A 14,365-nucleotide genomic window follows, 5' to 3' on the forward strand; every position below is an offset into this window, starting at 1 on the left:
ATTACCGGCTAAAGCTCAATAGTAACCCACGCTTGCCATACGATCGCGCGGCACGATGGTCAGTTCCACGGGGTAAATGTCCGAGCTGCCCGCATCCATCACCCGTACCTGCAATTTGACGGCCGCATTCAGCTCTTTCGGGAAGCTGCCTGCCAGCGTTTGATCACTGCTATTGAGCAGCAGCCAGCCTGGCAGTTCGCTGCCGTCAGCCATGCGCAACGACTCGATGGTGGCATCGCCGATCAGGTCGCGGAAGCTGGCAACAAAGTCACGCCCCGGTTGCACCGGCAACACCAGTGGCAAGGTGGACTGAATCACCGGGCCATTGGCGGACAGCTGCGGATTGGCCAGCGACGGACGACTGAGCACCACAGCATAGGCCGAATCCGACTGTCGTACCGGCACTTCCAGCACACGGTTTCGGGTAATGCCACCAGACAGCGCAATGCCTTGCACGGCATCAGGCGTTTCGGCAGCACCGCCGTTCAGGCGCGAGTACTGCTCGGTAAAGCCGATGACTGCCGTGGTCAGATAGCCGTTACCTTGCTCCGCCACCTGAAACTCGTTGTAGCGGTCGTAGTGGGTAGCCAGGCGGCGGAAGGTGTAGTTCAGATTGTTACTCAGCAGCAGCGGGTTATCGTCGTAGGCCAGCCAGCGGCCGTTGCTGGCCTGCAGGGCGTTGCTGCCGGCATTGTTCAGCAGGCGCTTGCCGGCCACCAATACCAGCGCGTTATTGCCGCCACCTGCCGCACTAACACTTTGATCCAGCGTGACATTGCCTTTGGCACGTACCCACAGGGTGCCGCCAGTCTGGATGCCCTGGCTACCGTTCACCGTAGCCACAGTCAGGTCGCCCGCGTCCTGATAGCGCAGCTGGCCACCGGTACGCGCCGCCAGGATGCCCGCCAGGTTATTGCTGCCTTCCAGACGGGCGCTGCCACCGGCCTTGATCTCGGTACGGGTAGCCGACAAGCCACCCGAACCCTGCTGCAGGATATCCTGCGCCGCATCCAGCAGTACCGTATCGGCACGGACGTTGGCCACCAGTTGCAGCTGGCCATGGGCACCGCCTGCGGCCAACGTGGCCGTGCTGCCTGCAGCGTTCACATCACCGTTCAGGGCAATGGCACCGTTGGTGCTGCGCACAGTCAGGTCTGCGCCATTGGCAGTAAGACCAGCGTTGATGCTGATGGCACCGGTACCACCCAGCAGCGTCAGTGCCCCCCCGTTGGCCTGCATGGCTTGTGCTACATCGATGTCACCACCGTCTACGCTGATGTGCTGCATACCATTGCTAGTGACACCGCTGAGGCTGCCTATCGTGCCCACACGCAAAGCGTCGGTATCGCGCAGCTGCAGGCTGCCGTTGCTGATGTTGGCTGCCAGGGTGCCGATATTATTGGCTTGCTGCAGGCTGCTGTTGTTCACCGCGCTGAGTGCCAGCTCGCCCGCCTCGATGCGGCCAACCCCGGCCTGGGTTGCTGCGCCACCCACGGTCACGGTGGCGCGACCGGTACCCGCCAGCAAGCTACCTGCGTTCTGGATCAGGTTGCGCCCAGCATTCAGCGTGGCGTTACCGTTAGCGGTTTGCACATCGGCATTCACCAGCGCGTCTTGTGCAGCATTCAGCACTACCTTGCCACCCTGGCTTGCCACGGCTTGCGCCACGGTGATATCAGCGGCCTGGTTGCGCAGGGTGATGTCGGCGTTGTTGCTGCTGATACCGGCGATAGCCGCCTGGCCCTCATGGGCAGGCACACCACCCACGCTCAGGCCATCTACATCCAGATAGCTGAACGCCTTGCCGCTGCCGCTCAGGCTGGCCGCCAGCGTATCGACATTGTTACCCGCGTGTTCCAGCGTGACCTGGCCGGCGCTGATGACCTTCAATGCACCAGCCCCACCACCACTGGCTTTCAGCGCTGCACTCTGGCTGATGTCACCGCTGCTGGACAGCTGGATACGACCACCCTGGCTGCTGCCGTCGGTGTCGATCTGGCCATTGAGCAGCAGCCCGCCTGCCATGTTCTGCAGGGTAACGCTACCGCCCTGGCTACCATTACTATTGATGGCGGCTGCCACGGTGATGTCTGCGACACCGCTGCCGGTGCGCTCCAGCAACACGTCGCCACCGGCTACGCTGCCCGAGGTATCGATGCTGGCCTGGGTTTGCAGGGCGCCGTCGCTGCGCAACGTTACCTTGCCGCCGGTACCGGCAGCCGGCTGGGTTTGGATAGCCTGGCTTACTGTCAGTGCGCCGCCACTCTGCACCACCACACTACCTTGCGCGCCACCGGCAACGGTACGTACACCAGACACCGCTGCCACCTGGCTGCTCGGTGCGGCCAGCGGGCCGGCCAGGGCCGAGCCCTTGCCACCGGCAGTACCCACGGTCAACGCGGTCTTGTCGCGGTAATCCACAGTGGCCGTTTTGCCGCTGGCGCTGGTGGCAAAGGCTGCCGTCGCCATCTGGTGGCCACCGTTGCTGCCGGCCAGCAGGCTGATTCTGCCATCACTGCTGCTTACCGACAGTTCACCATTGCTGTCGCCTACCAGCAGACCGCTGGCGGTATCGGTAATGTCGCCATGTGCTTGCAGCTGGATGCTGCCGTCGCTTGCACCACCCATCCCGCGTGTCACGTCGATGGTATTGGCCAGCAGAATGTTGCCATTCTGGTTGCGCAGGGTCACGGTACCACCATTGGCGTTGCTGCCGCCCTGGCTCTTGATGCTCTGGCCGACGGTAATGGCACCATTGGCGCCGGCATTATGCAGATAGATTTCGCCGCCCTGGCCTGCCGCTGCCCCCGAGGTGTCGAGACGGCCCTGGCTCAGATTGATGGCGCCACTGGATTCGATGACCAGCGTACCGCCGGCGGTACGGATGGTCTGCACGCCCTGGCTGTTATCAGTGGCACTAAAGGTAGCGCCGGTAGACAGCAGGATATTGCCGCTTTGCGAGGTGATATTGGCACCAGACTGCACGACCATGGCGGCACTGGCGCGCAGGTCCACCTGGCCACTGCCACTGGCAGACACGGTTTTGTCTACTACCAGCTGACCGGCGCTGACATCCTGATGAATCGCGCTATTGCCGCTCTTGCTCACCAAACCGGACAGGTTGGCCGCAGTACGGGTCAGCGCGTTATCGGACGGGCTCAGTGCCGCCACACTACCGAGGGTCAGGCTGCCGTTATGCTGGCGCAACCACTGCTCGCTACCGCTCTCGACCGCCAGGGTATCAACGGCGCTGGTTTCTATGCGCTGACCACTGCTGCCAACGCGGCCTGCGGCCGAAATCAAAACATTGCCACCGGTACGAATTTCATTATTGCTGTCGGCGTCCACGCCGCTGGCCAGTACATTACCGCTACTGATCAGCTGGATGCGGCGATCACCACTACTGCCACTGCTTTCCACACCGGCATCCGCAGCAAAAACAATGTCCTTGTTGCTGGCGCCAGTACGCAGGTCAATGCTGCCACCTTGCGTGGCGACGATATCGCGGTTGATGGCAAGCTGGCCGTCGGCAACGTTCAGCGCAATATTGCCGGCAGCACGCACGCCAGACTGGTCGCTGGCTGCGCCACCAAAGCTGCTGCTGTTGTAAGTGGTTTGGGCAACGGCATCCACTTTCACATCGCCACTGCCCGTCTGGCGGGTCTTGTGTAGCCAGACGTCGCCACCAGCCCCGGCGGCCAGCTTGTCGGCATCGGCCACTTCAATACGCTTGCCGTCGGCGCCGATGCTGCGGCCAGCTTGCAGCAACACATTGCCGGTGGTCTGTAGTTCGTTGACCTGACTGTTATTGGTGGTGGTGCTGATATCGCGCGCAGAGACCAGCTGCACGGTGCCACTGCCGGATTTAGCCTGGCCACCATTGAATACGATATCGCTGCCGCTGCTGCCGGCACGCAGGTCTACCGAGCCTGCACCGCCCGCACTCACATTCTTGTCCAGCGTCAGCGTGCCGTTGCCGGTGGCGATGGCAATGTGACCGCTACTGGCGGTGGTCACGCCATGCAACGGGTTCACCGTATCGTTGGCCGTCACGCTGCCTACAGTCAAGGCACCACTATTGAAGTAAGTGAGACTCTGATCGGCACCGGTGATGGTCGCCGCCAGCGTACCGATATTGTGTACCCCGCTACCGGTGGCCGGGTTGGTCAGCGCGGTAGTATCGCGAGCCAGCAACTGCAGCTGGTCGGCACTGAGGCTCACATTGGCCGTTTCGGTGACCTTGCCTTTGTAAGCCTGCAGGGCAATATTCTTGCCGCTGCCACCCGCGCTTACCGATTGGGTCAGGTTCAGGTCGCCCCCCGTAGCGGTGGCATCTTCAGCTACCGATACCTGTACATTACCGCTATGCGTACTGATGCCGCTTACCGCCACGTTGGCCGCATCGGCCACGCTACCCACCTCCAGCGTATCGATATCCTTGTAGCTGAACACGCCGCTAGCACTGACCGTACCGGCTACGGTTTCCACATTGCTCAGTTTGCTGGAAAGATTCACGCCGGACACCGCCTGCGCCAGCAAGGCCTTGGCAGTCAGTTTGCCACCACCGCTGACAGCGGCCTGGGCCGAAGACAAGCGCACTACGCCGTCACTGCCACCGGTGCTGACATCAGCTGTCATCACCAAGTCGCCGCTAGTGCTGGCAGCATCGGCGGCAGCCACCAGGTTGATGTCACCGCCATTGGTTTGCAGGCCGCTGCGGCCATCGACGCTAGCAATCTCGATGCCGTCTTTGTCTTTCAGCTTCAGCGCTTTGCCGGCACCGTCCAGACGAGCGGCCAGTTTGCCGATTTCGTTAGTAGTACGCTCTAGCATGATATCGCCGGTGTCGCTGGCTACGTTCAGGCCGCCTGCCTTGATGTCTTGCGTTTGCGTCAAGTTGCGCACACTGGCATCACCTGCCGCCAGCGTCAGGCGCACGTCGCCAGGTGCGGTAATGCCGGTCTGGCTGTCCAGGTCGCCTACGACCAGGCTGCGGGTATTGCTCAGGCGTACGCCCTGGCCGCTGCCGCTGATGCTGGCGGTCACTTCGTCTACCGCATTGTTGCTGTCCAGCGTGGACGTATTCACGGCCACCAGTTTCAGCTCGTTCGCGGTGATCATGCCGCTGGCTGCCGTTTCGTTGATGGCCCCTTTACCGGAAGCCAGGCGCACGTCGGCAGTGCCGGCGTTGACTTGCTGGGCCAGCAGCAGGTCACCCGCGCTGGAGACGGCGTCGGCCGAGGCTTCCAGCGTGATGTCGCCGTTGGTGGTCTGCACGCCATTGCTGCCGTCTACCGTGCCAACCTGCAACGCGTTTTTGTCTTTCACGCTCAGGGTTTGGCCGCTGCCTTGCAGCGTGGCCGCGAGGGTGCCGATGTCATTGCTGCTGTCGTTCAGCGCCACCTGGCCGCTAGCCAGGGTGAGTTTGACGTTGGCCGCCGTTACCCGGCCCTGGCCGGCGGTGGCGGACTGGCTAAGATCGCCAGCCGTCAGGTTCAGGCGGGCCATATTATTTACGCTGACGCCATCGCGCTGCTGCGTGCTGCCTGCGGTCACGGTGGCACTGCTGTCGGCGCTGAGCGGCGTCACCGCCACGCGGTCCAGCAGCAGCGATTTGCCATTGGTCAGTTTCAGGTCGGCGCTGCTGCCGCTCACGTTGGCCGCCAGTACGTTGATCTGGTTGGTGTTATCCAGCGTCACGCTATCCTGGCTGCTGAGCGCCAGTTTGTCTGCGGTAATGATGGCTGCCGATTGCTCGACAATGCCACCGGCCTGGGTTGTCAATGCCAGCGTGGCGCTACCCACACTAATGCTGCGGTCCAAGGTGAGATCGCCGTTGCTCAGCGTGATATTGACCGCATCGTTGCTGGTGACGATACCGTCACTGCTGGTGGTGGTCTGTGTATTGGGCTGCAGGTTGGCCGCCAACGGGTCATTGGTTCGCACATAGCTACCCTGACCAATCTGCAGCGATTTGGCGTTGGTAAAGTCAAGGCGGTCTGCCAGGTTGGCGGTGAGGGTATCGACCAGATTGGCGCCACCCAGCACCACATCGCCACTGCCGTTCAACAACAGCTTGTTGGTATTGATCAGACCATTGCCCGTTGCACCGCCGTTCACGTCCAGCACCAGCTGGCGGCTTTGGGCCGCATCACTGGCCTTGACGGTCAGCGCGGCGTTGATCAGCACCTTGCCACCCGAGCCGCCCATCACCAAGGCGGTATTATCGCGCAGGGTGGTAGCACTGCTTATGGTCAGGCTGCCGGTAGCGTCGCTACGACCCAACGTAATACCGGGGTTGGCCGCATTACCGCTACCAAAGCCAGGGCGGAAAATGGCCCGGCTGCTGCCATTGAACCAGTCGTTACCCAGATACAGCTTGTCTACTGCACCCGCGCTGCTGATATCGATATTGCGGCTGGCAGTCAGCGGTCGCACGCGTAGCTCGCCGCTGCTGGCGACATTCAAGTGGAAATCCGAACTATTGACCAGCTGCATGCTATCGGCTTCTAGCGTCACGACGCCGGTAGCGGCCACATTCTCGGTAGCAGAGCTGCCCAGATACATGGTCTGGCCCTTGGCGTAGATGCCAAAGCTGTTCTCGCCACCGGTAGCGCTGGTCTTGCCACCTGCCGTACCAGACAACGTAATGTCACCGCTATTGGACAGAATGCTGGTTTCGGTATCTTCGATGCGGATACCATGGTTTTCGGTCAGGAAGGCATGACTGCCACCACCGCCCTTGCCGGTAATCTGGATATCGCCGCTATCGGTCTTGATCAGTGCCTTGGACGAAATGATCACGCCATCGTAGCGGGTACCGCCGGTAGGCGTGCTGGTCAGGCCGCTGGCGTCACCATCGATGGTGAGCTTGCCACTAGCCGTTTGCAGCGTAACGCGGGAGGCACCATCTTCGCCGATGATTACGCCGTCCTTGTTACCAGACCCCGCCTGATGGTTCACTTTGCCGCTGATCGTCAGGTCGCCTGCGCCGGTGCTGATCACGGTGGCTGCCCCGGTGATCTTCACGCCCGCTCCGGCACTGCTGCTGGTGGGTGCCTGGCCGCTGATCTGCAAGCTGCCGCCATGGGTATTAATGACGGCATTACTCAAGCGTACGCCGTCGGTAACACCGTCGGCATCGGCACCAAAGCCAGTCGCAAACCCACCATCTTTGCCGATAAACAGACTACCGCCACGAGTAGTCAGACTGGCATTATCGAGTAACACGCCACCCGCCGTGGCAGCACTATCGGCAAAAGCGTTCAGGCTGAGGGTTCTGACATCGATACCGGTGTTTTTCAGCTTGATCGAGCGCGCCGAGTTGATGGTAAGCGCATGCGCCTGGCCACTGATATTGAAGGTTTGCTGGCGATAGTCGGTATAGCCAGTGGCCACACCCGGAATGCTACCGCCGCCCACATTGATGACGGTATCGGTATTCAGCGTCAGCGTGGTCGTGATACCAGCGATGTTGGAAGCCGTCAGGACATCGCCACTGGAGCTAAGCAGGTTGATGGTACCGGCTTGCAGCGCAATATTGGTGTCGCCAGCCAGCGTCAGACTGCGCAGCGCTTCGTTACCGCCGCCACCGATACGGTCGCTGGCCTGACCGCCCAGTACGATATTGCCAGCCGTGATGCCAGTGGTATCCAGTGACAGGGCTTGAGGCGAGAGTGGCACCAGGTCTGGTTTGGCCGAAGTGATGCTGCCGTTGAAAATGATATTGCCACCGGCACCGGTATAATTGGCACCACTTTGGGCACCTTGCGCGTTCAACGCCACGCTGTAGGCCTGTGCGGCCAACGTCACGTCTTTATTGAATGTGATGTCACCCGACGCGTCACTACTGGTCTGGGTAATTTTGGTGGAAATAGGCGTTGCGTGCGCCAGGACGGCTTCCTTGTGAAAGGTCACATTGCCGCCGTTGGTATTGACGGTACCCTTCAGGGTAGCAGTGCCCGCCGTCTTGCTGGCGGTGCCAAAATCCACGTTAAGCTTGCCTGCGGTAGACGAGATGTCGGCACCACTATCAAGCAGGATATTGCCATCGGCGCTCAGGCCCAGAGAGGCGTTACCGCCAGCCGTCTTGGAAATGTCGCTCTGGATGGTGATGGCGCCTGTTGCCAGTAACTCGACATTGCTCCCTGCATTCAGCGAAGCTTCAATACTGCTGGCAAGCACATTGTTCACGGCGCCGGACTGGCCATTAGCCGTGCCCCAGGCGGTGCCGGTAGCGCCTCCGACTACCGTGATATCGGTCGGGTCTAGCAACCAGCGGCCACCTTGGCCACTGTCTGCGGCAACATCCACCCGGCCAGATACCCCGAGCACACCGCGGCTGGAGGTTTCCACTTCGCCGCCTTTGCCTTGCGCAGTGCCGCGTGCCTCGATACGGCCCTCCAGGCGCGTAGCATCCGCAGACCAGGCCACCACCGTACCACCATCACCCGCCACGGTGGCATTGGCGGCCACAAGACTCCCCTGTCGGATATGAACACTGGTGGCCTCGGCAATGGCAGGGTCCTTGCCCTGCCAGCCGCCGCCCAGATACACCTGGCCACCGCCTTCAGCACCGGATGTATTGACGCTACCGCTAACATCGACATCGCCACCTGTCGCTACAATGCGGCCACCCTGACCACTGGCTGCTTGCGCGCGCGTCTCCCCTGCCAGCACTACCTTGCCGTCACCACCGTCAATCCAGATCTCGCCTTGTTTCTGGTTCAACGTATCAGCACGTACAACGCCGGCCTGGTTAATCGCCACCGACGCCAGCGGAGCAGCCTGGCTGGCCGTCAGCAACACCTGGCCGCCATCTGCCACCAGCGCGCCGGCATTATTGATGCTGGCCTGCGCGGCAGCAGCATCCACTTTCACCTTGAGCAGGCCGGTCTGGCCAACCGTCACGCTGACGTCCCGGCCTGCGGCCAATGCCACGCTACCGTTATGCGCGGTAATGGTGCCACTGTTATCCACCTGGGCACCCGCCAGCAGCACGTAGCCGCCCTCGGCAGCATTGATGCTGCCAGCATTGCGCACCGCCTGACTGGCACCGTCGAGCTTGAACTTGCCAGCAAGAAAGTCTTCGTTACTGATCGACTGCGACGCCGCCATCAGCGCACCGACATTAATCTGGGCTGTCGGCCCGAACAGGATGCCGTTCGGGTTGATCAGCATGACCTGGCCGTTGGCACGCATCTGACCAAAAATTTGCGACGGGTCCGCACCGATGACCCGGTTGAGCACTAGTGCACTCGCATTAGGCTGAATGAAATTGACCGTAGCCTGCTGGCCAATATTGAAGCTTTGCCAGTTGGTAATCATCTGCTGGCTGTTCTGCAACACATTGAGCGTGCTGCCAGCCTGTTGCAACGCCCCCTGGCCGGCAACAATCTGGCCACCGGAAGGCAGCGCATTGCTGGCTACCTGAGCCAATGCCGGGTTGAATGCCATAGCCACCAGCAGTGGCAGCGTACGGATAGCCAGATTGCCGGCGTTATGCGAGTGGTTTGCTTTCATTGTCTTTATCCGTTCAGCGGCCACGATCAGAAGGCGATATTGCCGATTACCCAAACGCGGGCAGCACGGTTGCGGCCATCAGCGTCGGTATTGTTGGCACTCTGGTTCGGGTTATTACCCAGCTTGTTGGCCACGGTGATGCTGACACCACCTTTGTCGTCGTAGCTCAGCCTCAGGCCGGCACCAGCACCGGCCAGCGTGTACTGGTTGGGCTTGCCAGGCAGCAAGGCGCCGTTCCAAGTGTGTTTGTATTGTTTAACGCCACCGGCGTCGACAAAGCCGAACAAGGTGACATCGCCACCAGCAAATTTGCCCAGCGCGGTACGCACTTCGGCACTAGCCAGCCAGCCGTCATCGCCCAGCCCTTCACCCATCGGGTAGGCACGGACACCACTGGGGCCACCCAGTTGCAGTTTTTCACTGTTATCCAGGTTTTTGCTTGCCAGCTGCGCCGACAACGACAGCGCCAGCTGATAGTCACCCGCCTTATCAAGGCGCGACAGGCGGCTCAGCGCCACGTTCAGCTTCTGAAAGCTGCCACCGGTACGCGCCGAGGCAGCATCCAGTGCGGCATAGCCGAGGTCACCGGACAGATCGTTGTCGCCGCTGGCCAACACGACACTCCAGCCCAGACGCCCGCCCCAGCTGTCGTAGCGATCACCGTTGACACCCAGGCTGAGCATGGTGATCTTGCGATCATCCAGTGCCAGCGTGCTCAGGCTGTTTTTCAAGTCTTTCTGGTCCAGACTAGCGGTGAGCGTGGTATTGGCGGTAGCAGAGCGGGTCATAGGCAGGCTACCGAACAGTGATACCACCTTGGTGTCACCGCTGAGATTACGCGGTACATCGGTGGTAATGCCCATATCGACATTCATGCTGGAAGCCGACACCCCCACCTTCGCACCACGGTTGCCAAGCGGCAGCTGAATGGCCACTTTGCCGCTTTCCAGACTGTCGGATTTGGTAGCATTCACTGACAGCTGTTCGCCGTAACCCAGCGGACTATTCAGGTTCAGCAGCGCATTCAGACGATTGACCCCGGCATGGCGGTTACCGTAGTTGTCGGCCCAGACCGCACCGGCGACCAAACCTGCGCTTTCCACGTCAGCTTCCACCTTGGTGGTACCGGCCACGCTACCCGGCGTCAGCTCGGCCTGTACCTTCTTGATGCCCGGCACTTCCCCTGCCACCAGCAACGCACGCTCCAGTGCCGCCGCCTGGATAGGCTTGCCAGCTGGCGCACCTTCCGCCAGCAGTGCCGCCACGGTACTGTCTTTTACCGGCGAGGCATTACTGCGTACCACGATGCCCTTACTGCCGGAAGCGCCATCCAGCGCCCCTTCCTGCAGGGCAATGCGTACTACACCATCCTGAATTCTCTGCGGTGGCAGATAAGCCTGCACCAACGGATAACCCTTGGCACGCAAGTGTGCTGCAGCCTGCTGTGCTGCGGCCTCCAGTTGCGGCAAGCTCAACGGCTGCCCCAGCTGCGCCTTCAGCACCGACTGCATTTCCTCCGCGCTGGCCAGCGTCAGCCCCTCAAAACTGAAGCCGGTAACCAGTACCTGCGGCACAACCGGCTCCGGTTTGGGCGTAAGGCCCTGTACGGCAATGGCTACCGTGCCTTCGCCCAGCAAGGCACGGTTCATGCTCACTTCGGCATACGGATGACCATTGCTGCGCAGGTAATCAGCCACCTGGTGCACAGCCTGTTCGAACTCCGCAAAGCTCAGATCACGCCCTTGCCATGGCTGCAGCATACGCTGCAGGGCTTGCTGATCAATGGCCGCATCACCCTCAAAACGGAACCCGCCAACAGACAAGCGGATGCTCTCGTTATCAGTGCTGACTGGCGGAATGCTGGCTCGCAACTGCACTTTGTCACGCTTGCGCGGAAACAAGCTGGCGGGCGCCTGTTTCTGTGCGTTGAAAATGACACCAACGTCTTGCGATGCCGGCGTCTGGGTAACACCGGCAACAACGGTATTGGCCGGCAGCAATAGTGGCAGCAGGGTCAAGGCAGCCACTGGCGCCCCAAAGGCGCGGGTACGACACTGTCTGGCATTCAGAGGGGAGTATTCCATGGTGTTGTGATGAGCCCGGCGCGATTATTCGGAGAAGGCAACCTTGCAACGCTGCCCGGACGGCAACGCATACTTGGGATTAGGCAAGACCAGACGCACACGGAACGAGCCGCTGCCTGCATCGATCACCTTGTCAACATTGGCCACCCTGGCTTTCAAGGGGGTGGTGGACAACTGGGGTGTCACGTCGTAACTCTGGCCGCTGCGGATCTTGCCGAACATGGCAGCAGGCACGACCGTTTCCACGTACAGCGGGTCAAGCTGGGCAATACGGTAGATGCGCTCCTGCTTCACCAAGTCGCCACGCTGACGGTAACGGTCTACCACGACGCCGTTGATCGGGCTGAACAAGCTGCGCAAACGCAACTGCTCGCGGCGCTCTTTCAGTTCCAATTCCGACAGTTTGTACTCGGTACTCATCTCGTCCAGCTCCTGGCTCGAAATAAGCTGTTTTTTTTGCAACTCCTGGTTGCGCTGCACTTTGCGGGCACCAAACTGCGCCTTGGCCGCTTGGTACTCGACAGCTGCCTCTTCTACGCCGCTTTGCAACCTGGCCAGCAACTGACCGGCGCGCACTACATCACCACGGTCCGCCAGGACCTGGCCCAGCACACCGTCTACCGGCGTACCCACATTCACTTCCAGCGAAGGCACGATCAGGCAGGTTGTCGCTGCCGCTGCAGCCCACGACCACACCGGCAAGGCCAGCAGCAATCCGCCCGCGAGCAGGCCAGGACGAGTAAGGCTTTTTATCATTTTCCAGAGTTTCCCTAGTGCCGCATTATTCGGACTGCCCCGAAAAGGACAGTGCCTGGCGCGACTTGAAATCCGCACTCAGCATGTGCTGGCGCAGGCGTCGGTGCTGCCATTCCACATAACGCTGGGCGGCGCGGTAGTACAGCAAACCGATGTTGCTAGCCCAATTATTGTTGGTAGTTTGTAACGATCTCGATAATATAGCATTAAATCTTGCTATAAATTGCACGACAAGATCGTCCTCCAGAGACAGCATGATTTCGTAGCTGCCGGGGTCGCCCTGCCTGGCACAGCGGCCAATCAATTGCCGGTCAACGCGTGCATTGTCGTGACGCTCTGTCAGGATCACATGCAGGCCACCTTTCATTTTGACGTCATCCTGCAACAGCACGTCAGTGCCCCGCCCAGCCATATTGGTCGCGATAGTAACCGCGCCTGGCTCGCCGGCCCGCGCTACCACTTCAGCCTCTTGTGCATCCTGCTTGGCATTCAGCACGCGGTGGGCGATCGCAGCCTGTTGCAAACGCAGCGATAGCGCTTCGGAGGCCTTGATACTGCGCGTACCGATCAGCACCGGCCGGCCGTGCTGTTGCATTTTCTGAACGGCAGCGATCACCGCCGTCCAACGCTGGTCGGCAGTGGCAAACAGCCTGGCACCCAAATAGCGGCGCCGCGAGCGACGGTACGGCGGCACACGCACCACGCCCAGCCCGTAGACCTCGCCCAGTTCTCCCGCTACCTCGCGGCAGGTGCCGGTCATGCCGGACAACACCAGATAGCGGCGGAAAAACAGCTGGTAGCTGATCTTGCCCAGCGTTTCGCGCTCGTCACCCGGTGGCAAGCCTTCCTTGACCTCCACCATCTGGTGCAGCCCGCGCTCCCAAGAGCGGTCTGCCATGGTACGGCCGGTGTTTTCGTCTACGATCAGCACCTTGCCGTCGGTGACGATGTAATCGATATCACGGCGCAGACCGTGACAAGCCATCAGCGCCATGCCGACTACCTCTTCGCGACGATTGCGTGCACGCCAGACCGGTGGCAGGTGTGCGGCCAACCTGGCCAGCTCGTCGCGACCGGCACCGTTCAGATGCGGGTGCGCACCGGGGCCGGCTTGTGAGAAATGCACGCCAGGCTGCAGGGCGCGCGCCAGCTCGATAGCTTGGCGATAGTAGGCCTCGCTTTCACTGCCCGGGCGACTGGCCGAAATAATGAGCGGCGTCCGCGCTTCGTCGATAAACACGCTGTCGGCCTCGTCCACAATGGCAAACTGCAAACCCGGCAGCAGGATATTGGCGGCACTGCGCCCACTCAACCGGCCCAAAGCCAGCTGCATGGGCGACATCTTGTCAGCCAGGGCCAGGCGGTCGCGCAGGTAATCAAACACAACCGATTTATTGGAGCAGTACACGATATCAGCCTGATAACCGGGCTTTTTTTCATCCGGCTTCATGCTTTCCAGCACCAGACCGGTACTGAGGCCCAGCGCGTGATATAGCGGCGCCATCAATGCCACGTCACGCTCGGCCAGATAGTCGTTCACCGTCACCACATGCACCTTGCGCCCGGCCATGGCGGCTACCGCCGCCGCCAGCGTGGCCGTCAGCGTCTTGCCTTCACCGGTATCCATCTCCAGCAAAAAACCTTGCAACAGGATGTAGCCACCCTTGAGCTGGGTGGGGAAATGGCGTTTACCCAGCAGCTCGCCCGCCCGGCGGCGTACCAAGGCAAAGGCTGGTGCAACGTGCTTGTCTTGCAGCCCGTCACGGCGCAACTGCAACTGGAGCTCTGCACCAAAAGCCTGCAATGCTTGCTCGCTCATCGCATCAATAGCCGGCTGCGCTGCGTCTACCCGGCGTACAAAACGGTTCAGACGCCAGGCTGAAAGGCCCAGCTTCGCTTGCAGCCAGGTACGCAGGCGCTCACTCTGACGGTCTAGCCAGCTTCGGTCCTGCCAGTCACGGCGCTGTGGGTAAAGATCTGCAAGCAAGGAAAGCGCAAACATG

General features: G+C 61.0%; 4 protein-coding genes. All 4 read right to left on the bottom strand.

The window, feature by feature from the left end; genetic code table 11:
• Nucleotides 1–15: 15 nt before the first annotated feature.
• From ACK4FZ_RS06305 to ACK4FZ_RS06320, 4 genes are read right to left on the bottom strand one after another with little or no spacing between them, the layout of a single operon-like run.
• The gene (locus ACK4FZ_RS06305) at nt 16–9,522 is read right to left on the bottom strand and encodes a filamentous hemagglutinin N-terminal domain-containing protein (RefSeq protein WP_409818979.1); all 9,507 of its coding nucleotides are present in this window, start codon (nt 9,520–9,522) and stop codon (nt 16–18) included.
• A 26-nt stretch (nt 9,523–9,548) separates the two neighbouring features.
• Nucleotides 9,549–11,606: a ShlB/FhaC/HecB family hemolysin secretion/activation protein gene (locus ACK4FZ_RS06310; protein ID WP_409818981.1), complete on the bottom strand. Its 2,058-nt coding sequence runs from the start codon at nt 11,604–11,606 to the stop codon at nt 9,549–9,551.
• A gap of 24 nt (nt 11,607–11,630) precedes the next feature.
• Nucleotides 11,631–12,362, bottom strand: a complete 732-nt coding sequence (locus ACK4FZ_RS06315; RefSeq protein ID WP_409818982.1) for an efflux RND transporter periplasmic adaptor subunit — start codon at nt 12,360–12,362, stop codon at nt 11,631–11,633.
• 25 nt (nt 12,363–12,387) lie between these two features.
• Entirely contained in the window at nt 12,388–14,364 is a 1,977-nt protein-coding gene (locus tag ACK4FZ_RS06320) for a hypothetical protein (protein WP_409818984.1), read from the bottom strand.
• Nucleotide 14,365: the final 1 nt, after the last annotated feature.

It is taken from the genome of Vogesella sp., from assembly GCF_046297735.1.
Taxonomy (GTDB): Bacteria; Pseudomonadota; Gammaproteobacteria; order Burkholderiales; family Chromobacteriaceae; genus Vogesella; species Vogesella urethralis.